The 18,687-nt window shown below is 72.7% G+C and carries 22 protein-coding genes; 15 read left to right on the top strand and 7 right to left on the bottom strand.

The features are described 5' to 3' along the window. The first annotated feature begins 75 nt into the window (after nt 1-75). Nucleotides 76-480, top strand: coding sequence for a nuclear transport factor 2 family protein (locus ITI46_RS17475; RefSeq protein ID WP_209240515.1), 405 nt, complete (start codon nt 76-78; stop codon nt 478-480). Between the two features lie 117 nt (nt 481-597). On the opposite strand, the gene ITI46_RS17470 is transcribed toward ITI46_RS17475, so the two are convergent. The 3 genes from ITI46_RS17470 to ITI46_RS17460 form a co-directional block, all read right to left on the bottom strand. Continuing rightward, entirely contained in the window at nt 598-1,053 is a 456-nt protein-coding gene (locus tag ITI46_RS17470) for a DUF6099 family protein (RefSeq protein WP_209240514.1), read from the bottom strand. Nucleotides 1,054-1,156: 103 nt separating this feature from the next. After that, nucleotides 1,157-1,561, bottom strand: a complete 405-nt coding sequence (locus ITI46_RS17465) for a nucleotide pyrophosphohydrolase (protein ID WP_209240513.1) — start codon at nt 1,559-1,561, stop codon at nt 1,157-1,159. After that, nucleotides 1,558-2,814: an AAA family ATPase gene (locus tag ITI46_RS17460; RefSeq protein WP_209240512.1), complete on the bottom strand. Its 1,257-nt coding sequence runs from the start codon at nt 2,812-2,814 to the stop codon at nt 1,558-1,560. Before ITI46_RS17460 ends, ITI46_RS17465 begins: the two co-directional genes overlap by 4 nt. A 213-nt stretch (nt 2,815-3,027) precedes the next feature. Here ITI46_RS17460 and ITI46_RS17455 point away from each other — a divergent pair, with 213 nt between their 5' ends. From ITI46_RS17455 to ITI46_RS17440, 4 genes are all read left to right on the top strand, one after another. Further along, complete coding sequence (locus ITI46_RS17455; RefSeq protein ID WP_209240511.1) at nt 3,028-3,855, top strand: enoyl-CoA hydratase family protein; 828 nt, start codon at nt 3,028-3,030, stop codon at nt 3,853-3,855. Between the two features lie 43 nt (nt 3,856-3,898). Continuing rightward, a complete protein-coding gene (locus tag ITI46_RS17450) occupies nt 3,899-6,184 on the top strand; it encodes a bifunctional salicylyl-CoA 5-hydroxylase/oxidoreductase (protein ID WP_209240510.1) in 2,286 nt (761 codons plus the stop codon). Nucleotides 6,185-6,353: 169 nt separating this feature from the next. Continuing rightward, nucleotides 6,354-7,106: a hypothetical protein gene (locus tag ITI46_RS17445; protein WP_209240509.1), complete on the top strand. Its 753-nt coding sequence runs from the start codon at nt 6,354-6,356 to the stop codon at nt 7,104-7,106. A 150-nt stretch (nt 7,107-7,256) separates the two neighbouring features. Continuing rightward, nucleotides 7,257-7,484: a DUF3099 domain-containing protein gene (locus ITI46_RS17440; RefSeq protein WP_209240507.1), complete on the top strand. Its 228-nt coding sequence runs from the start codon at nt 7,257-7,259 to the stop codon at nt 7,482-7,484. Nucleotides 7,485-7,537: 53 nt separating this feature from the next. Here ITI46_RS17440 and ITI46_RS17435 read toward each other — a convergent pair whose 3' ends face one another. Together ITI46_RS17435 and ITI46_RS17430 are read right to left on the bottom strand one after the other, a co-directional pair. Then, the gene (locus ITI46_RS17435) at nt 7,538-8,338 is read right to left on the bottom strand and encodes a PaaX family transcriptional regulator (protein WP_307808210.1); all 801 of its coding nucleotides are present in this window, start codon (nt 8,336-8,338) and stop codon (nt 7,538-7,540) included. Between the two features lie 132 nt (nt 8,339-8,470). Beyond that, nucleotides 8,471-10,201, bottom strand: a complete 1,731-nt coding sequence (locus ITI46_RS17430) for an AMP-binding protein (RefSeq protein WP_209240503.1) — start codon at nt 10,199-10,201, stop codon at nt 8,471-8,473. Between the two features lie 185 nt (nt 10,202-10,386). Here ITI46_RS17430 and ITI46_RS17425 point away from each other — a divergent pair, with 185 nt between their 5' ends. Both ITI46_RS17425 and ITI46_RS17420 read left to right on the top strand, forming a co-directional pair. Next, nucleotides 10,387-11,619, top strand: a complete 1,233-nt coding sequence (locus tag ITI46_RS17425) for an acyl-CoA dehydrogenase family protein (protein WP_209240502.1) — start codon at nt 10,387-10,389, stop codon at nt 11,617-11,619. Continuing rightward, nucleotides 11,616-12,056 (top strand): RidA family protein, encoded by a 441-nt coding sequence (locus ITI46_RS17420; RefSeq protein ID WP_209240500.1) that lies wholly within the window; start codon nt 11,616-11,618, stop codon nt 12,054-12,056. Before ITI46_RS17425 ends, ITI46_RS17420 begins: the two co-directional genes overlap by 4 nt. Nucleotides 12,057-12,159: 103 nt before the next feature. On the opposite strand, the gene ITI46_RS17415 is transcribed toward ITI46_RS17420, so the two are convergent. Then, the gene (locus tag ITI46_RS17415; protein ID WP_209240486.1) at nt 12,160-12,717 is read right to left on the bottom strand and encodes a CGNR zinc finger domain-containing protein; all 558 of its coding nucleotides are present in this window, start codon (nt 12,715-12,717) and stop codon (nt 12,160-12,162) included. A gap of 59 nt (nt 12,718-12,776) precedes the next feature. Here ITI46_RS17415 and ITI46_RS17410 point away from each other — a divergent pair, with 59 nt between their 5' ends. From ITI46_RS17410 to ITI46_RS17400, 4 genes are all read left to right on the top strand, one after another. Then, the gene (locus tag ITI46_RS17410; protein ID WP_209240485.1) at nt 12,777-14,015 is read left to right on the top strand and encodes an MFS transporter; all 1,239 of its coding nucleotides are present in this window, start codon (nt 12,777-12,779) and stop codon (nt 14,013-14,015) included. 74 nt (nt 14,016-14,089) lie between these two features. Beyond that, a complete protein-coding gene (locus tag ITI46_RS17405) occupies nt 14,090-15,112 on the top strand; it encodes an NAD(P)/FAD-dependent oxidoreductase (RefSeq protein WP_307808209.1) in 1,023 nt (340 codons plus the stop codon). Then, entirely contained in the window at nt 15,079-15,222 is a 144-nt protein-coding gene (locus tag ITI46_RS34875) for a hypothetical protein (RefSeq protein ID WP_247746139.1), read from the top strand. Before ITI46_RS17405 ends, ITI46_RS34875 begins: the two co-directional genes overlap by 34 nt. 124 nt (nt 15,223-15,346) lie before the next feature. Then, nucleotides 15,347-15,640 carry a hypothetical protein gene (locus ITI46_RS17400; RefSeq protein ID WP_209240484.1) on the top strand — a complete coding sequence of 98 codons (294 nt, stop codon included), beginning with the start codon at nt 15,347-15,349 and terminating at the stop codon, nt 15,638-15,640. A gap of 61 nt (nt 15,641-15,701) precedes the next feature. On the opposite strand, the gene ITI46_RS17395 is transcribed toward ITI46_RS17400, so the two are convergent. Continuing rightward, nucleotides 15,702-16,148: an ATP-binding protein gene (locus tag ITI46_RS17395; protein WP_209240483.1), complete on the bottom strand. Its 447-nt coding sequence runs from the start codon at nt 16,146-16,148 to the stop codon at nt 15,702-15,704. A 168-nt stretch (nt 16,149-16,316) separates the two neighbouring features. Between ITI46_RS17395 and ITI46_RS17390 the strand changes: the two genes are divergently transcribed. The 4 genes from ITI46_RS17390 to ITI46_RS17375 are packed head-to-tail and all read left to right on the top strand — an operon-like array spanning nt 16,317 to nt 18,339. Next, nucleotides 16,317-17,186 carry a helix-turn-helix domain-containing protein gene (locus ITI46_RS17390; RefSeq protein ID WP_209240482.1) on the top strand — a complete coding sequence of 290 codons (870 nt, stop codon included), beginning with the start codon at nt 16,317-16,319 and terminating at the stop codon, nt 17,184-17,186. Continuing rightward, entirely contained in the window at nt 17,183-17,374 is a 192-nt protein-coding gene (locus ITI46_RS17385; protein ID WP_209240481.1) for a DUF397 domain-containing protein, read from the top strand. The genes ITI46_RS17390 and ITI46_RS17385 overlap by 4 nt, the downstream gene beginning before the upstream one ends. 23 nt (nt 17,375-17,397) lie before the next feature. Next, a complete protein-coding gene (locus ITI46_RS17380) occupies nt 17,398-17,589 on the top strand; it encodes a DUF397 domain-containing protein (RefSeq protein ID WP_209240480.1) in 192 nt (63 codons plus the stop codon). Nucleotides 17,590-17,628: 39 nt separating this feature from the next. Further along, a complete protein-coding gene (locus tag ITI46_RS17375) occupies nt 17,629-18,339 on the top strand; it encodes an MOSC domain-containing protein (RefSeq protein ID WP_209240479.1) in 711 nt (236 codons plus the stop codon). Nucleotides 18,340-18,687 lie beyond the last annotated feature (348 nt).

Below are 18,687 nucleotides of genomic sequence, written 5' to 3'. Positions count from 1 at the left end.
CAAAGCTGTCGGCCGACTCGTATCTTGCAACTCTTACAGCATGTAAGAATTCTAGTCAGAGAGAGCCGAGGCAGCATGAGCCCGTTCGACGCCACCGACCCGCAGCGCTTCATCGCCGACTTCCTCACGGGGTTCCACGACGAGCTGCTGAGCAGCGATGAGGACGCCGAAGTGATCGTCGACCGCTACCACACCCCGGACATCGTGCAGATCGCCGACGGCCACCGGATCGACCGCGCCAAGCTCGTCGCCCACACCCGCCCCATCCGCAAGCGCCGCCCCGGGCTCCGGGTGTCGGTCCACGAAGCGCTCACGGCCGACGACCGGCTCGCCGCCCGGTACACGCTGCACGCGAAGGACCCGAAGCGGGAACTGGACATCGAGGTCTGCTTCTTCGGCCGGTTCACCCCCGACGGGCGCATGCGCCAAGCCCAAATGCTGACCCGCACCATCCCAGCCGAGACGGAGGCTGCCGCCTGAGAGGAACGCGCCCCGAAGGGGCGCGGGGAACTGCGCGAGCAACACCCAACGAACCCGCAGCCCGCAGACAACGAACAGTGGCACCCCCTCACCGGAAAGAACTCCGCGGCAGCCTGCTCAAGCCAGGCTGCCGCGCTCGCGCATGGACAACGTCCGCAGAATCGAAGCGATCCTGTCGCCGGACTCGTCCGCGGCGTCGATGGCCTCCATGCACTGCCAATACAGCGCCTCGTCCTCCGCGGTAACGGCGACTCCCACCAGAGCCACCCCCGCCTCGCCCAGCAGTGCGCCCAAGTCGTCCAAAGTGCGCCGCGGATCGTCGATCTCCGAGAGCTGTGCGGCGCGCACGGCGCCCGCGCGCAGCGCCGGGTTCCTGGATCCGTTGGCTCTGCCGCCCACCTCGCTCAGCCCAAGTGCCTCCGACCGCACGGCCGGAGGCCCGCTGACCGCCAGATGGCTGCCCACCGCCGCCGCGAGCGCCTGCGCCTGCCATGCCTCGGCGAGAATCTCGGACACGTCCGCGCTGAGCGCGAGGGCCTGGCGCGTGGCGGCGATGAGCCGTACAGCATCCATCTGCCTACCCCTCACTGGTCGTTACCCAGCGTGACTGTAAATGGTCAGCTCCGCCAGGAGGTTTCGGAATTCCGTGGATAAAAGGCTCGTGTGAAGAAGTTCTTCACTCCATAGAGTGACCGGTTCCGGGCTTCGGGAAACGCGTTTCGTTCCTCTCGATCTTTGCTACCAGTGCAGCGAGGGGGTCGACACCCACCACATGACAGAACTGGAGGAGGTAGGCGAGGACATCGGCGACCTCGTCCTCGACCCGCCCTGCCGCCTCCGGGTCCCTCATCACCCGGGCCGACTGTTCCGGCGTCAACCACTGGAAGATCTCCATCAGTTCGGCCGCCTCGACGCTCAGCGCCGCGGCGAGGTTCTTGGGGGTGTGGTACTGCCCCCAGTCCCTGGCCTCCGCGAACTGCGCGAGCCGGCGCTGGAGCCCCGCGACCGTGCGAGGGGCCCGGCCGCCGGCGCCGCCGGCGTGGTCGTGCTGCTGATCGGTTTCGTCGTGCTGTTCGTTCACCCGCCAAGGTCTATCAGGGTCACTCCCTCCGTCTGCGCTGCAGCCTGCGCCAGCGCACCGCCGTCCGGCCCGGTCGCCAGCAGACGTACGTGGCCCCGCCGCGCCATCCGGCCCGCCAGTGCCAGCAGTTGGGCCGTCTGCCGCCCGTCCAGCCCGCGGTCCATCCCGTCCGCCAGCACCGTCAGGGCCTGCCGCGCCGCCGGGAGCTCGTGCACCGTGTCGACGGACAGCACCCCGGGGCCGGTCAGCAGCACCAGCCCCAGCGCCGCGTACCGCAACTCGCCCTCGCCCAGCCACTCCAGCGGCGTGGCGGGCGCCCCGTCGCCACGCTCCAGCACGCCCCGCACCAGGCCGCTCCCGCCGGGCCCGGCGCCCCTGGCACTCCCGACCGCCTCGGCCCGCAACTCCGTGACCGGCCCCGCGCAGCCCTCCCGCACCACGGCCAGCAGCGCGGCGTGCCGGGTGGTGCACTCCGCGCGCGTACGGCGCAGCACATCGGCGAGGTTGGCGCAGTCGCCGCGCAGTCTCCCGGCCCGCGCCGCGACCGGTTCCCGCATCAGAGCGGGCACCGGATCGCAGGCGAAGACCGAGCGAAGGGCGACCACCACCTGCTCGACGGCCTCCAGCAGCGCGCAGTCCTCCGCCGTCGTCCCCGCCACCCGCAGGGGCAGCAGCGGGAGGGTCAGCCGGTCGTCGGGGAAGGGCATCCGCAGTGCGCGTTCGGTCCCCGCCACGTGGCGGGTGGCGGTCACAGAGCGCCGGGCGGGGTCCCGCAGCGCCGTTGCCAGCAGGGTCTCTCCCTCCGGGCGGGACAACCGCTCGCCCACCACGCGCAGTTCGGGCTCGGCCTGTACGGCGACATCGAAGCGCAGCGGTCCTGCCGGGCCCGTCACGGCGCAGCCGAGGCGGAACCCGCGGCGCCCCTGCCGGTCGGGCCGCGCGCGCTGCGGGACGTAACGCGAGGGGACTTCGGGCGGTGTGGCCGGCCCCTCGAACACCTCGTCGAGCGGGTGGCCCTGCCCGAGCCTGGCCAGCGCCCGGTACGCCTCCAGGACCGTCGACTTGCCGCTCCCGCTCGGTCCCGTCAGCACGGTGACGGGACCGAGCGGGACGGTGAGGGCGCGCAGCGAGCGGAAGGCGGACAGGTGCAGCGCACTGACGGCTGGTGCGCTGACGCCCTGCCCAGAGCCCTCGCCGGTGGCCGCGGGGCCCTCGATTGTCGCCGCCCCGCCCGCGTGCTGTGACGCTCCCATGGCGGCGACCGTACGCAGGCGGCGCGGAGGCGAACCGTTACCGCATCGGCGCGCTCCCCCGATCGGATGACGAGCCGCCGACTGCTCGCCGCGCGGGGGGCGTTGGCGCGTATTGCGTACTCGTGACGACGGTCACGGATCGGTGATATTTTCCCCAGTGGTCGCCCGCGCGCCCGGCGCGGCACCTGCCGACGGAGCGACGGAGGCTGCGGAATGAGCCCGTTCACCGGATCAGCCCGGCGCACCGAGGAGTGGCGGCATCTGCGGGTCGGCGAGGAGGACGGGGTCACCACCGTCACGCTCGCGCGGCCCGCGAAGCTGAACGCGCTGACCTTCGAGGCGTACGCCGACCTGCGCGACCTGCTCGCCGAGCTCTCGCACCGCGGCCGCACCCGCGCGCTGGTGCTGGCGGGGGAGGGCCGGGGGTTCTGCTCGGGCGGCGACGTGGACGAGATCATCGGCGCCACCCTCGGCATGGACACCGCCCAGCTGCTGGACTTCAACCGGATGACCGGGCAGGTCGTACGCGCCCTCAGAGAGGCACCGTTCCCCGTGGTGGCCGCCGTGCACGGCGCGGCGGCGGGCGCGGGCGCGGTGCTGGCGCTGGCAGCGGACTTCCGGGTGGCCGACCCCACCGCGCGGTTCGCCTTCCTGTTCACCAAGGTGGGCCTGTCCGGCGGTGACATGGGCGCCGCCTATCTGCTGCCCCGCGTGGTCGGCCTGGGCCACGCCACCCGCATCCTGATGCTGGGCGAGCCCGTCCGGGCGCCGGAGGCGGAACGGATCGGGCTGCTCAGCCAGTTGGTGGAGGAGGGGGAGAGCACCCGGGGCGCGTACGCCCTCGCCCGGCGGCTCGCCGACGGCCCGGCACTCGCCCACGCGCAGACCAAGGCACTGCTCACAGCCGAGCTCGATCTCCCGCTGTCCGGGGCCGTCGAACTGGACGCCGCCACCCAGGCGTTGCTGATGCACGGCGAGGACTACAAGGAGTTCCACGCCGCCTTCACCGAGAAGCGGCCGCCCGCCTGGCGGGGCCGGTGAGGAGGCCGTGACGGCCCTGTCGGCCGGGAGGCCCGGGAAGCGCGTGACCTCTGCGGACCGTCCGCTGCGCGTCGCCGTCATCGGCGGCGGCCCCGGCGGGCTGTACGCGGCGGTGCTGCTCAAGCGGCTCGATCCGGCGCGGGAGATCACCGTCTACGAGCGCAATGCGCCCGGCGACACGTTCGGGTTCGGCGTCGTGCTCTCCGACGAGACCGTCGGCGGGATCGAGAACGCCGACCCGCAGGTCTTCGCCACCCTGGGCGGGCACATGGTGCGCTGGGACGCGATCGAGGTCGTGCACCGCGGCCGCACCCTCACCTCCTCGGGCCACGGCTTCGCGGCGCTCGACCGCCGTACCCTGCTGTCGGTGCTGCACGCGCGGTGCCGCGAACTCGGGGTCGCACTGCGCTTCCGGACCGAGGCGCCACCGGCGGCCGAACTGGCGCGGGACAACGATCTGGTGATCGCCGCCGACGGGGTGCACAGCGCCACCCGCGCCGCGCACGCCGACAGCTTCCGGCCCACCCTCACCACCCACCGCTGCCGTTACATATGGCTGGCCGCCGACTTCGCGCTGGACGCCTTCCGCTTCGAGATCGCCGAGACGGAGCACGGCATCCTCCAGCTGCACGCCTACCCCTATGGTCCTGACCGCTCCACCGCCGTCGTCGAGGCCCGCGAAGAGGTCTGGCGGGCCGCCGGGCTCGACCGGCTGGACGAGAGAGAGGCGGCCGAGCGGTGCGCCGCGCTGTTCCCGGGGACGCTGAACGGCCGGACCCTGCGCGGCAACCGCTCGCAGTGGACGGCGTTCCGCACCGTCGTCAACGAGAGTTGGTCGCACGAGAACATCGTGCTGCTCGGGGATGCCGCGCACACCGCGCACTTCTCCATCGGCTCCGGCACCAAGCTCGCCGTCGAGGACGCGCTGGCGCTCGCCGCCTGTCTGCGCGAACAGCCCGGTCTGCCCGCCGCGCTGGCCGCGTACGAGGCCGAACGCAAGCCCGTCGTAAGGTCCACGCAGCGTGCCGCGCACGCCAGCCTGACCTGGTTCGAGGAACTGGCCGGCTACACCCGGCAGCCGCCGTACCGGTTCGCCTTCAACCTGCTCACCCGCAGCCGGCGCGTCACGCACGCCAATCTGCGGCTGCGCGACCGCGAGTTCGTCACGGCCACCGAGCTGGAGGCGGGGATTCCGCCGGACACGCCGCCCATGTTCACGCCCTTCCAGCTGCGCGGGGCGACGCTGCGCAACCGGGTCGTGGTCTCCCCGATGGACATGTACAAGTCCGAGCACGGCGTGCCCGGCGACTTCCACCTCGTCCACCTGGGCGCGCGGGCGCTGGGCGGCGCCGGACTGATCATGACGGAGATGGTGTGCGTCTCCGAGCGGGGCCGCATCACGCCGGGGTGCGCGGGGCTGTGGAACGACGAACAGGAGGCGGCGTGGCAGCGCGTCACCTCATTCGTGCACCAGCAGTCGCCGACCGCCGCGATCGGACTCCAGCTGGGGCACTCCGGGCGCAAGGGCTCGACCAAGCTCATGTGGGAGGGGATCGACGAGCCGCTTCCCGAGGGCAACTGGCCGCTGGTGGCCGCCTCCCCGCTGCCGTACCTCCCAGGAGTCAGCCAGACACCGCAGGAGCTGACGCGCAGCGGAATGACCGCCGTGCGGGAGGAGTTCGCCGCCGCGGCCAGGCGCGGGGCCCGCGCGGGCTTCGACCTGCTGGAGCTGCACTGCGCGCACGGCTATCTGCTCTCCGGGTTCCTCTCGCCGCTGACCAACCGGCGGACCGACGGCTATGGCGGCTCGCTGTCCGCGCGGCTGCGCTACCCGCTGGAGGTGTTCGACGCGGTGCGTGAGGTGTGGCCCGCCGAACGCCCCATGACCGTACGGATATCCGCCACCGACTGGGCTGCCGGCGGCACCACGGGGGACGACGCGGTGCGGATCGCCGCGGCCTTCGCCGAGCACGGCGCCGACGCCATCGACGTCTCCACCGGCCAGGTCGTCGCCCACGAGCGCCCCGATTTCGGCCGCTCCTACCAGACCCCGTACGCCGACCGCATCCGCAATCTGCTGGGCCTCCCGGTGATCGCGGTCGGCGCCGTCTCCTCCTGGGACGACGTCAACTCGCTGGTGCTGGCCGGGCGTGCCGATCTGTGCGCGCTGGCCCGGCCGCACCTGTACGACCCGCACTGGACGCTGCACGCCGCGGCCGAGCAGGAGTACGAAGGGCCGGGTGCTCCATGGCCGGAGCCGTACCGGGCGGGCAGCCGCAGGCCCCCCACAGGGCGCACCGATGCCCCCAAACCCCGGCTGGCACTTTGAGCACTCTCGACATACTGGGCGGTATGTAGCGATCCCCCAGGTTCCAGGGCCCGGCACAGGTCTAGGCTGAGCGGTCTCGTTCGCAATCCCTGCCTCCGTGAGGACGGCGCCCCGGGGTGCGGACGGGCGAGCCAGTGCGGACACCCCGAGAGCCGGAAAGGGGAGCAATGTGCCCGCTCTGAACCAGGCCGAACTGGTGCTGGTGCACAGTCCGCTGACCGGAGACCTCATCTGGCAGCCGGTCGCCGACGCGCTGCGCGCACGAGGCCGCACGGTCAGCGTCCCCTCCCTCGGCGGCGCCTTCGACGGCGAGGGCCCGTACTACCCCAAGCTGCTGGATGCCGTCACCAGCGCGCCGGCCGACGGCCGTGACGGGGCTCCGGCACCCCCGGTCATCTTGGTGGGACACAGCGGCGCCGGCCCGCTGCTGCCCGCACTCCGTGCCCGCTTCACGCGCCAGCGCCCGCCGCGCGCCGTCCTCGGCACGGTCTACGCCGACGCCCAGTGGCCGCACCCCGGACAGAGCTGGCTGGGGGCCGCCCCGTCCCAGCAGGCCGGGCAGCTGCGCGAGCTGGCCGCAGACGGTGTGCTGCCGCCCTGGGACGCCTGGTTCCCCGAGCAGGTGCTGATCGAGGAGGTGCCCGATCCCGTGCTGCGCGAGCGGTTCCGCTCCGGCATCCCACGGCTGCCCCTCGCCTACTTCGAGGAGCCTGCCCCCGACGCGCCCCCCGACCCGGACCACGCCCGGACCGCCTATCTGCGGCTGAGCTCCAGCTACGAGGAGACCGCGATACGCGCCGAGGCCATCGGCCACCGCGTCCTCCGGCGCACCTCGCACCACCTCAGCCCACTCACCGCCCCCGAGTCCACCGCCGACGCCCTGGAAAAGCTGGCCCTGCGCTTCGTGGAAAGCTCCGCCTGACGGGCCGGGGCCGCCGCCGTACTCGCACCTCCCACCTCCCCAGCCCGTTCACCGCCCCGGAGTCCCTCGCCGACGCCCTGGAGAAGCTCGTCGTGCGCTTCGTGGAAAGCTCCGCCTGACGGGCCACAGCCGCCGCCGTACCGTGGAGATATGTACGCACGGAGGCGGCGGCGGTATTTCACGCTGATGGCCATCTGCCTGGTGCTGTTCGTCAGCGCCTGGGCCTTCGTGCGGCTGTGGTCGGTGCCGGCGGCCATCGGGCTCTGCGTCGTCGCCATGGTGCTGCCGCCACTCGCTGTGATCGTCGGCAACCGCCGGGAGTCCGACGACCGCTGGTGGGACGAGCCACCGGACGATCAGGGAGGACGCGCCCCGTAAGGGGCGCGGAGGGGCAAGATCGGCCGGGCAAGCCCTTCAGGTGAGGCCCCACCTCAGCGGCCCAGCGCCTCCCCGTACACCTCGCGCACGAACCCGTACCCCGCGTCCCGCAGCTTCTCGTGCAGCGTGAAGAACACCGTGGCGGAGCGCTCGCCCGGCCACCCGTCGGGCAGCAGCGCGGACGGCAGCCCCGGATCGGCGTACGGCAGCCGGCGCCAGGCGTCCAGCGCGAGCAGATAGTCGCGGCACGCCGCGGGTGCGGGCACCCGGCTGCGGCGCGTCCAGCGGCGCAGCACCGGCTCGTGCTCGGCGAGGAAGGCGCGGTGCCCCTCCGCGACGGACTCCAGGTCCCACCAGCGGCCCACGGCCTCGGCGGTCGGTGTGAAACCGGCGTGGTGGCCCCGGAACAGATCGACGTACGGCGCCAGTTCCAGCCGGTCGAGGGCGTGCCGCGTCTCCTCCTCCAGGTGCGAGGGCGCGATCCACACGCCCGGTGCCGCGTTGCCGAACCCGAGCCGGGCCAGCCGGGAGCGCAGCACGTGCCGCCGGTCGCGCTCGCTCTCCGGAACGGAGAAGACGGCCAGCAGCCAGCTGCCGTCCGGTTCGGGGCGGCTGTAGATCCGGCGGTCGCCGTCGGCGAGGAGCTCGGCCGCCGCGGGCGAGGGCCGGTATCCGGCCGCCTTGCTGCCGGGCCGGTCGGCCGTCAGCAGCCCGCGACGCTTGAGCCGGGAGACCGCCGAGCGTACCGACGGCGCGTCCACGCCCATGGTGCCGAGCAGCCGGATGAGCACGGAGACCGGAACGGTGCCCTCGCTGTCCAGGTCCCGCCCGTATGCGCCGTAGAAGGTGAGGATGAGGGAGCTGGGCGAGGGCTTGCGGAGCCTGCCCGCTCCCTCGTCCTGTGCTGCGACCTCGGCCTGTGCGGCTCCGGGGGCCGATGCGGCCTCGCCGAGCTGCGGAAACACGTTCTGAACCACGCCGTTACTTTAGGGCTGCCGCCCGCTCGCCCCACCGCCCGGCCGGGGTTCGGGCTCCGGCTCCCGCAGCCGGTGGCGCTGGAGCTTGCCGGTGGGGGTGCGCGGCAGCTGCGTCGCGAAGACGAACCGGCGCGGGCACTTGTACGGGGCGAGCTCCTTCGTGGCGAACTGCCGTAACCGCTCTGCCGTGCCGCTGTCCTGTGCCACGCCAGGAGCGAGCACCACGTGTGCGACCACCACCCGGCCCCGGCGCTCGTCGGGGCAGCCGACCACCGCCGCCTCGGACACGTCCGGGTGACGCAGCAGCACCTCTTCGACCTCGGGGCCCGAGATGTTGTAGCCGGCCGAGATGATCATGTCGTCGGCGCGTGCGATGTAGCGGAAGTAGCCCTCCGCGTCGCGCACATAGGTGTCGCCGGTGATGTTCCAGCCGTCGCGCACATAGCTGCGCTGCCGCTCGTCCGCCAGATAGCGGCAGCCGACCGGGCCGCGTACCGCCAGCAGCCCCGGGGCGCCGTCCGGCACCGGCACCAGCGCCCCCTGCCCATCCTCGGCGACGACCCGCGCCTGATAGCCGGGGACCGGCACTCCCGTACGGCCGGGCCGTATCGCCTCGTCGGCGGCGGAGATGAAGATGTGCAGCAGTTCGGTGGCGCCGATCCCGTCGATGATCCGCAGCCCCGTCCGCGCGTACCAGGACTCCCAGGTGGCGGCGGGCAGATGCTCGCCGGCCGAGACACAGCGGCGCAGCGACGAGAGATCGTACGGGCCACCGCCGGACCCCGCCTCGTCCAGCAGCGCCAGCATCGCCCGGTAGGCGGTCGGCGCGGTGAACAGCACCGACACCTGGTGCGCCGCGACCGCCTCCAGCGTCCCGGCGGCGCCGCTCCAGCTCTCCAGCAGCGCCGAGGCCCCCACCCGCAGCGGGAAGACCACCAGCCCGCCGAGCCCGAAGGTGAAGCCCAGCGGCGGGGTGCCGGCGAACACGTCGTCGCCGCGCGGTCGCAGCACCCGCGCGGCGAAGGTGTCGGCGATGGCCAGCACATCCCGGTGGAAGTGCACACAGCCCTTGGGCGTACCTGTGGTGCCCGAGGTGAACGCGATCAGCGCCACGTCGTCGGCGGCCGTCGCGACCGCCTCGAACCGCTGCGGCTCGCCGGCCGCAGGCCGCAGTACGTCGTGCGCGTCACCGCTGCCGAACAGCGCGGTACGCAGCCCCGGCACCTCCGCCGCGGCCAGCTCCTCGGCCGACCGCGCGTCGCACAGCGCGTGCGAGATCCGGGCCAGCCGGCAGATCGTGGCCAACTCGCCCGCCCGGTGCGCCGCGAGCACGGTCACCGCAACGGCCCCCGCCTTCATCACCGCCAGCCAGCAGGCGGCCAGCTGCGGACTGGTCGGCCCGCGCAGCAGCACCCGGTTGCCCGGCACCACCCCCAGCTCGCCGGTCAGCACGTGGGCCAGCCGGTCGACGGTGCCGCGCAACTCGCCGTACGACCAGGTGCGCCGCGGCGTGCGGGCTCCGGGGGAGCCGCCTTCGGCCAGGGGCAGCCCGCCGGAGTGGAAGGCGGGGCGGTCGGGGCCCAGCCGCTCGATCGTGCGGTCCAGCAGCTCGGCACCGCAGTTGAGGCGGTCGGGATAAGCCAGGGCCGGGTCGTCCAGCAGCAGCACGGGCCACTGGTCCGGCGGCGGCAGATGGTCCCGTACGAAGGTGTCGACGTGCGCGGACGGAGTCGGAGTCATGACCGGTCTACCCCCTCGCGGGCGGCCTTCCGCACGCCGGTCGGCAGGCGGCTGACAGCCGGTCGGGCCGGGGCGGCGAGTGGCGTCGAGCGTAACGTGTTGGTGACGGCAGTCAACAGTCCGCGATAGACAGAAGGGTGACGGGCCCGCGGATGCGGGCCGGCTCACGGCCGAGGGGAGCCGCCATGACGACCACCCAGCCCGCGACGTCCGCGTTCGCGCTCACGCCCGAACAGCGCGCCTGGTGCGCGCGGTTGCGCGCGCTGGGCGCCGAACGGCTCGCTCCTTCGGCCGCCGGGGGCGAGGCCGGACGGGTCAACAGACCGCTGCTCCGCGAGCTGGGCGAACTCGGGCTGCTGGCCCGCGCGGTGCCCGCTGAACCGCCGTGGCGCCGGGTCAGCGCGCTCGATCTGTGCCTGCTGCGCGAGTCGTTGGCGTACTCCTGCCCGGAGGCCGAGACCGCGCTCGCCCTCCAGGGCCTCGGCGCCGGGCCCGTCGCCGACGCCGGCACGGCCGAGCAGCGGGCCCGCTGGCTGCCCGCCGTCGCCGCGGGGCGGGCAGTGGCCGCCTTCGCGCTGAGCGAGCCGGAAGCGGGCAGCGACGCCGCGGCGCTACAGCTGCGGGCCGAACCCGAACCGGGCGGTACGGGCGCCTCCGGCGATACGGGCCGGTCCGGCGGTACGGGCGGCTGGCGGCTCACCGGCACCAAGACGTGGATCTCCAACGCGCCCTGGGCCGACTTCTACACCGTCTTCGCCCGCACCGGCGAGGCTCCCGGCTCCCGCGGAGTAACCGCCTTCCTCGTCCCCGCCGACCGGCCAGGGCTCAGCGGCGAGCCGCTCGACATGCTCGCACCGCACGCCCTGGGCACCCTCACCTTCGACGCCGTACGCGTCACCCGGGCCGATCTGCTCGGCGAACCCGGCGACGGCTTCCGGATCGCCATGCGCACCCTCAACCTCTTCCGGCCCAGCGTGGGCGCGTTCGCCGTCGGCATGGCGCAGGCCGCCCTGGACGCCTCGCTCGAGCACGCCGGGCAGCGGCCCGCGTTCGGCGGCGTCCTGCGCGATCTGCAAGCGGTCTCACACCAGTTGGCGGAGATGGCGACCCGTACGGAGGCGGCGCGGCTGCTGGTGTACGCGGCGGCGAGCGCGTACGACAGCGGCGGTGGCAGCGGCGGCGACGTGGCGCTGCGTGCCGCCATGGCCAAGCTGCTGGCGACCGAGACCGCGCAGTACGTGGTGGACGCCGCCGTCCAGCTCCACGGCGCCGCAGCCCTCCAGCGCGGCCACCTCCTCGAACACCTCTACCGCGAGGTGCGGGCCCCGCGTATCTACGAGGGCGCCAGCGAGGTACAGCGTTCCGTCATCGCCAAGGAGCTCTACAAAGAGCTCTCCAAGGAGGTGCGGCACCCATGAGCGGAACGAGCCAGGAAGCCGCCGACCGCAGCGCCCCGCACCGGATCGACCGGATCAACCCCGCGGAGCTCTCCCCGCCCCGCGGCTTCTCGCACGCGGTGACAGCCACCGGTTCGCGCCTGGTCTTCCTGGCGGGCCAGACGGCCCTGGACGGCACCGGCCGGATCGCGGCGCACACCCTCCCCGGCCAGTTCCGCATCGCCCTCACCAACCTGCTCGCCGCGCTCGCCGCGTGCGGTGGTGACCCGGGGCAGTTGGCCCGGGTCACGGTCTATACGACGGATGTCGCCGGGTACCGGGCCCATGCGGCCGAATTGGGCGGTATCTGGCGCGAGTTGGCCGGGCGTGACTACCCCGCGATGGCGGTCATCGGCGCGGTCCGCCTCTGGGATGAGGCCGCGTTGGTCGAACTGGACGGCGTCGCGGTCCTGCCGTAGGGCAAGAGCTAGCCATTCAGGGGCGCGGGGAACTGCGCGAGCAACCACAACGGACGGGCAGCCCGCAACGCACCGACAGGCGCACCCCCTCCCCGGAACGCACTCAACCCTCCCGCTGCCTCCGCCGATACGCCGCAACGCGGCTCCGCGTGGCACACGCGGACGAACAGTAACGCCGCGCCGCACCGGCCCCTCCCCCCAGAAAGAGCCGCCGACATCCACCCGCCGCACACTCACCCCACACAACACCCCCGCGCTCGCTCAGCAACCGAGCGAGCGCAACCGCGGCGGCCGCGGTGAACCAGTCCGCCCACCCCGCGTCGTCACCCCGATCGACATGCAGATGCCATGTATGGCCGTCATGCCGGCTCAGCCGGGGCCGCGCGGCGCAGCGCTCCAGCAGCGCGTTCAACGCCTCGGCCGCGCGGTCGGTGTCGGTCTCGACCAGCACCCGCTCCGTCAGCTCAGCGACCGCCCGCCGAAGCGCCGCCGCTTCACCGTCCGTCAGACCGCGCAGCTCCCGCTCCGTCTCGCCGTGCCGGGCGAGAACGGCCGCCATCGCGTCACGGGAGAGCCCGGGGTCCTCCCGTACCGCGTTCGCAAGGTCGATCAAGCGCTCACCGGGCCGGAATCCGCCCTCGGGTTCCCCGCGCTGCTTCATGTAACGCATCATATAGAGAAAGCGTTACCCATCGAGGGGGAGGCGGGCGAGCGACGCGGATGACGACGTACCTGGCCACGGCCTTCCTGGCCCGCTTCGCCGACGAAGGCGTAGGCATCGCGCTGGCCCTGCTGGCGGTGGAGCGGACGCCCGGCCACAGTCCGGCATTGGGCGCCTATGTCCTCACCGCCTGGCTGGCACCGCACGCGCTGGCGGCTCCGCTGGCCGGCGCACTGGCCGAACAGGCCGGAGTCCGGCGCCTGTTCCACGGCTGTGCGCTGGCCGTCTTCGGCGCGGCGATCGCCCTGCTGGGCCTGACGCTGGGACGGGCGTCGCTGTTGCTGACCCTGGCCGTCGCCGTGGTCGGCGGCAGCGTCGGCCCGGTCGTCACCGGCGGTCTCTCCAGCCTCCTCGCGCTGCTTCTCCCCGCCGGACAGGCCCGTACCCGCGCCTTCGCCCTGGACGCCACCACGTACAACGCCGCCGCCGTCACCGCACCGGCCGCCGTCAGCGCCACCACGGCGGCCGTCTCCGCGAGCCTGGCGACAGCCCTGCTTGCCGCCTCGGCCGGCGGCGCGGCCCTGCTCTCCACCGGCCTGCGACAGCCCACGGACCGGCACCCGCCGGTGGCACCCGGGCCCAGCCCCAACTCCAACGCCAGCCTCTGGCTTCGCGCTGTCACCATCGGCTTCCACGCCCTCTGGCGCGTCCCCCAGTTGCGTGCCATCACCCTGGCCACCTGCGTGGCCTTCCTCGGCGTCGGCGCGCTCCCCGTCATCGGCGTACTGCTCGCCCAGCAGCGGGGCGAACCCGGCGCGGGCGGGCTGCTGATGACCGCGTTCGCGGTGGGCGGGCTCGCCGGCTCGCTGGGGACAGCGCGGTGGCGCCGCGCACCGGCCCCGGCCCGGCTGGCCCTGCTCAGCCTGCTGATGACCGCCAGCGCGCTGGCAGGCGCGGCACTCGCGCCGCAACTCGCCGCCACCGTCGCGCTGTTCGCCCTCGCGGGGCTGGGCGACGGTCCGCTGCTGGCCGCCACCCTCCGCCTGCGGGCCGACCACGCACCCGACGGGGCTCGCGCCCAGGTCTTCACCCTGGGCGCCGGACTCAAGCTGACCTCGGCGGCGCTCGGCACCGCACTCGTCGGCACCCTCGCCCACCTCCCGGCCGGTGCCCTCACCCTCCTGGTCGCGGCGCTGCACTTGGCCGCCGGTGTGCTCCTGTGGGCCCTGGGCCCTGGGCCCTGGGCCCCGGGCGCCCTGGCAGAGGCGGCAGGGCCGTCAGCACCGCCGGGGCGTTGACGCCTGATCAAACCGGTGATCCCCTGTGGCCCGGGACCGGGCTGGTCGGCGGGATTCGGGATCGAGGAGGCAGGGTGCGAGTCGTCGTCATCGGGGCCGGGATCGTCGGTGCGGCCGCGGCGTACGAACTGGTACGCGCGGGTGCCGAGGCGGTCCTGGTCGACGCCGCCCACCAGGGCCGGGCAACCGCGGCGGGTGCGGGCATCATCTCCCCCTGGACCGGCCGGGCGGAGGACCCCCTCGGCGTGGCCGGCGCCGGGTACTACCCCGGCCTGCTCGCGGCCCTGGCCGAGGACGGCCGGTACGACGTCGGCCACCGTACGGTCGGCGCCCTCGTCCTGCTCCCGCCCGATGAGACGGCCGCCGAGCAGATCCGGGCCCGGGTGACGGCGCGCGCTGCGGCCGACCCGCACGCGGGCGAGGTCACCACCGTGGACGCCGCCGAAGCCCGGCGGCTGTTTCCGGCGCTGGGCCACAGCGGCAGCGGTTTCCAGGGCACGGCCCTCCACCTGTCCGGCGCCGCCCGGCTCGACGGCCGCAGGCTGCGGGCGGCTCTCGTCGCGGCGGCCGAACGGCACGGACTGCGCGTCCTCTCCGGTACGGCGAGCCTGGAGGCCCGAGACGGCCGGGTGCGGGGCGTAACGGTGGGCGGCGAGCCGGTGCCGGCCGACGCCGTGGTGGCCGCGGCAGGCGCCTGGTCGCCCGCGCTGCTGGGCCCTGCCGGGGTGCACATCGACGTCGTACCGCAGCGGGGCCAGATCGCGCACCTCCGGCTGCCCGGCGCCGACACCGCCAACTGGCCGGTGGTCCTGCCCGGCGGCAGCGGCCACTACCTGCTCACCTTCGACGACTCCCGCGTCGTCGTCGGCGCCACGCGCGAGGACGGCACCGGCTTCGACCACCGCGTCACGGCGGGCGGCCTCGCCGAAGTCCTCCGGCACGCCCTCACGGTGGCCCCCGGCCTGGCGGACGCCACGCATCTGGAGACCCGGGTCGGCTTCCGCCCGACCAGCCCGGACGGTCAGCCGCTGCTGGGGGCCCGGTTGCCGCGCTGGACGGCCTGGTGGTCGCGGGCGGCCTCGGCTCAGCGGGCCTGACGGCCGGCCCCTACGCGGGTGCCGTCGCCGCCCGCCTCGCCCTCGGCCACACCCCCGCCGCCGAGCTGGACCTGGCACCGTACGACCCCCAGCGCGAGATCCGGCCCTGACGTAGGCCGCGTCGCCCCCACGGACCGACGGGGGTCACCCCCTCGGCCCCCGCCACCTCGCGCGGCCACCCCGGGCGGGGGAGGGTGAGAGCGCCCGACATCCCACCCGTGAGGGGACCGCACGATGCGCATGCTGCTGAAGGCCAGGCTGGACACGGAAAAGGGCTCCGAGCTGATCGCGAGCGGCAAGATGGGCCAGGTGCTCGAATCCCTGCTGCAGCGACTCCAGCCGGAAGCCGCCTACTTCACCCCGGACAAAGGGCACCGAGCCTGTCTGTTCTTCTTCGACATGGAGGACTCCTCCCAACTGGTGACCTTCACCGAACCCCTCTTCAACGAACTGGGCGCCGAGGTCACGGTCCAGCCCGCGATGAACGTCGACGACGTCAAGCGCGGCCTGTCAGCCCTCAAGGGCTGAAGATTCGGCGGCACCGGCCGAGACGCCCGGAGCTGAGATGGCTGGTGTTCGCCGGAAGACTTCAGACCGGATCGGCCAGCTCCGCCCGCACGGTCTTGCCACTGGGCGGATAGGGGAGCGTCTCCCAGCGATCGGCGAGAGCGGCGACGAGCGCCAGGCCGTGACCGCTCGTCCGCAATGCATGGGGTGCGGTGTCCGATGACGGTGGAGGGTGCGGCCACAGCTCCCCGCGGGCATCGGTGACTTCCACCCGGAGGCGGGTGGCCGACGGGTCGAAGGCGAGCGTGAGCCGGAAGCTGCGGCCGGGCACCCGGCCGTGGAGCGCGGCGTTGGCAGCAAGCTCCGCAACGACGACTTCAGCACGCTCCGTAATGTTCTCCGGGACGCCCCAGGAGCGGAGTTCGGCCATGCCGAGCAGCCGGGCGAGCCGGGCGCCACGCCGGGTGGATGAGAGCAGCTGAGTGAAGGTGCGAGTCGCCGCGTCGAGTTGGGGAACGGTTCGGTCCATGGAGTCAGCGTGGCGTCCGGAAACCGATGGGTGCGAGCGTGGCGCCTCGTACGCGGAGTGAGCGTACGGGCACTTTCGGTGGACAGTACGCAGAAGAGGCCGTCACGCTGAGTCGTGAGTGTGACGGCCGTGAGGAGCCGTCGCGGTACGGACGGAGAGGGGCGGGGCATGGACATCGCCGAGGAAGACGCCGACGGGCGGCCGGTTCCTGAGGGGGAGTGGGAGCGGGAACCCCACCCGTCGGACAGCTTGCGCACCTTCGGCGCGGTCGTCCAGGCCCTGCGCGAACACGCGGGACTCAGCCGCGCTGAACTGGCCGCCCTTGTGCGGTTCTCCAAGCACACGGTGGAGTCCGTCGAGTTGGGACGCCGCATGCCCGACGACGAGTTCGTGGAGCGCGCGGAAGCTGCGCTGGGCAACACCGGCGCCCTACGGAAAGCCGCCCGCCACCTCACCCGTGGCGAGGCGGGGCTTGCCGCCTGGTTCCGCCGCTGGGCCCGACTGGAGCGGAAGGCGGTGAGCCTGTGCACCTACGAGTGCCGACTGGTGCCTGGGCTGTTGCAGTCGGAGGCGTATGCGCGGGCGGTTTTTGACGGCACGATTCCGCTGCGGGCCGATGAGGAGATGGAGACGCAGCTCACCGCACGACTGGAGCGTCAGGCGATGATGCGGGAGCGACCGAAGGTGCCGTTCAGTTTCATCGTCGAGGAGCACGTGTTCCGGCGGCGGTTCGGTGATGCGGAGGCGATGCGCGAGATGCTCGAGCACGTCCTGGAGCGCAGTGCCCCGAGGAATGTGACGCTTCAAGTGGTCCCGCTGGAGGTTGGACTGCATGCGTGTCTGGACGGGCCTGTGCGAATCTTGGAGACGCCTGCCGGGCAGCGGCTCTGCTACTCCGAAGGGCAGCGAAACGGGCGGCTGATCTCCGACCGAAAAGAGGTGAGGCTCCTCTGTCAGCGCTATGACACACTGCGGTCGCAGGCCCTGAGCCCCTCGGATTCCCGGGCCTTGCTGGAGCGATTGCGAGGAGAGCTATGAGCAGCGGTATGACGGAACTTGCCTGGTTCAAGTCCAGCTACAGCGGCAGTGACGGCGACGACTGTGTGGAGGTTGCGATCGCCGAACAGGTCGTCCACGTGCGGGATTCCAAGGATGTGTCCCGTCAGCCGTTCTCGGTGGGCCGTGAGGGCTGGAGCCGGTTCGTGCGGTTCGCGTCGGGACGGTAAGGGGAGCGACTTCGAGGAGAGCTATGAGCAGCGGTACGACGGAACTTGCCTGGTTCAAGTCCAGCTACAGCGGCACGCAAGGTGACAGCTGCGTGGAGGTTGCGATCGCTGAACGGGCCGTTCACGTGCGGGACTCCAAGGATGTGTCCCGTCAGCCGTTCTCGGTGGGCCGTGAGGGCTGGAGCCACTTCGTGCGGTTCGCGTCGGGGCGCTGAGGGCGTTTCGCGGGCCCTCGGCCCTGTAGCCTCCACCGGATGGCGACCGAGGTGGGTGTGATCGAACGGATCTGGCGGTATCCGATCAAGTCGACAGGGGGCGAGGTGCTCCACCGGGCGGAGGTGGAGGCCAGGGGACTTGTCGGTGACCGTCTCTTCGCGGTGCGCGACGCTCAGGGAAAGTTCGGCTCAGGGAAGAACACCCGCCGCTTCCGCAGGATGCCGGGCCTGCTGCAGCTGCGTTCCCACTATCTGGACGATGGCGGTGAGCCTGAACTGCTCGACCCGCAGGGGGCGGTGGTACCGGATCCGAGTGCCTATCTTCGCCGTTATCTCGGTCGCGACGACGTCGAGGTGGCTCGCGAGGGGGCGATCTCCCACTTCGACCAGCTGCCTGTCAGCGTGCTGACCACGGCCACCCTTGACTGGGTGCGTTCGTCGGTGCCGGACGTTCCCGTCGATGAGCGACGTTTCCGCCCGAACCTCCTGGTACGCACACCACCTGGCACTCCTGCCTTCGTGGAGGACGAGTGGTTCGGAAGCAAGGCGCGGATAGGCGACGAGGTATGCATGGAGTTCGTGCGGTCGAGCGAGCGATGCGTGATGACGAACGCGGCTCAGCAGGACCTGCCGCATTCCCCGCTGGTATTGCGGGCCATCACGAAAGCGCACGACATGCGGCTGGACGGACTCGCCACGGTCCTGGCACCGGGACAGGTGCGGGCCGGCGACCCCCTTGTTCTGCTCTAGGGCGCAAGTCCGTCCCGGCGCCCCCCGGCGCCGCCGACACCGCTATCTCACTGCGACGGCTGTCAGATGTCCCGGAAGAGACCAGCCAGCGCGGTGACCCGCCACGATGAGGGGGATTTGGTCGTTGACCTGCGCGAATGGTCTTTCAGTTGTTTCATGCTCGTGCCGGTTGATGAAGCCGGAAGTCCCAGAAAAGTCCAGAGGACTCCCACGGCTGACGGGCACTCTTTCGGTTCTACTCGACGTAGGGCAGCGCGGCGGGGTCGGGGCTGTGCACTGGAGGTCGGCCATGTTCCTCCGGGGCCCGCCAGCAGCCGTGCTCCGCGAGCGGAGAGCACGGCTGCTGGC

The sequence above is a fragment of the Streptomyces oryzae genome, from assembly GCF_017676365.1.
Taxonomy (GTDB): Bacteria; Actinomycetota; Actinomycetes; order Streptomycetales; family Streptomycetaceae; genus Streptomyces; species Streptomyces oryzae.
Note: the sequence above shows the minus strand (reverse complement) of the source record. Positions and strands in the feature narration are given on the sequence as shown.

What these genes read in the sequence shown, in the direction of transcription:
- ITI46_RS17475 (WP_209240515.1), top strand. Translation starts at nt 76, where the DNA reads ATGAGCCCGTTCGACGCCACCGACCCGCAGCGCTTCATCGCCGACTTC.
- ITI46_RS17470 (WP_209240514.1), bottom strand. Translation starts at nt 1,053, where the DNA reads ATGGATGCTGTACGGCTCATCGCCGCCACGCGCCAGGCCCTCGCGCTC.
- ITI46_RS17460 (WP_209240512.1), bottom strand. Translation starts at nt 2,814, where the DNA reads ATGGGAGCGTCACAGCACGCGGGCGGGGCGGCGACAATCGAGGGCCCC.
- ITI46_RS17455 (WP_209240511.1), top strand. Translation starts at nt 3,028, where the DNA reads ATGAGCCCGTTCACCGGATCAGCCCGGCGCACCGAGGAGTGGCGGCAT.
- ITI46_RS17440 (WP_209240507.1), top strand. Translation starts at nt 7,257, where the DNA reads ATGTACGCACGGAGGCGGCGGCGGTATTTCACGCTGATGGCCATCTGC.
- ITI46_RS17430 (WP_209240503.1), bottom strand. Translation starts at nt 10,201, where the DNA reads ATGACTCCGACTCCGTCCGCGCACGTCGACACCTTCGTACGGGACCAT.
- ITI46_RS17425 (WP_209240502.1), top strand. Translation starts at nt 10,387, where the DNA reads ATGACGACCACCCAGCCCGCGACGTCCGCGTTCGCGCTCACGCCCGAA.
- ITI46_RS17420 (WP_209240500.1), top strand. Translation starts at nt 11,616, where the DNA reads ATGAGCGGAACGAGCCAGGAAGCCGCCGACCGCAGCGCCCCGCACCGG.
- ITI46_RS17415 (WP_209240486.1), bottom strand. Translation starts at nt 12,717, where the DNA reads ATGAAGCAGCGCGGGGAACCCGAGGGCGGATTCCGGCCCGGTGAGCGC.
- ITI46_RS17410 (WP_209240485.1), top strand. Translation starts at nt 12,777, where the DNA reads ATGACGACGTACCTGGCCACGGCCTTCCTGGCCCGCTTCGCCGACGAA.
- ITI46_RS17400 (WP_209240484.1), top strand. Translation starts at nt 15,347, where the DNA reads ATGCGCATGCTGCTGAAGGCCAGGCTGGACACGGAAAAGGGCTCCGAG.
- ITI46_RS17395 (WP_209240483.1), bottom strand. Translation starts at nt 16,148, where the DNA reads ATGGACCGAACCGTTCCCCAACTCGACGCGGCGACTCGCACCTTCACT.
- ITI46_RS17390 (WP_209240482.1), top strand. Translation starts at nt 16,317, where the DNA reads ATGGACATCGCCGAGGAAGACGCCGACGGGCGGCCGGTTCCTGAGGGG.
- ITI46_RS17385 (WP_209240481.1), top strand. Translation starts at nt 17,183, where the DNA reads ATGAGCAGCGGTATGACGGAACTTGCCTGGTTCAAGTCCAGCTACAGC.
- ITI46_RS17380 (WP_209240480.1), top strand. Translation starts at nt 17,398, where the DNA reads ATGAGCAGCGGTACGACGGAACTTGCCTGGTTCAAGTCCAGCTACAGC.
- ITI46_RS17375 (WP_209240479.1), top strand. Translation starts at nt 17,629, where the DNA reads ATGGCGACCGAGGTGGGTGTGATCGAACGGATCTGGCGGTATCCGATC.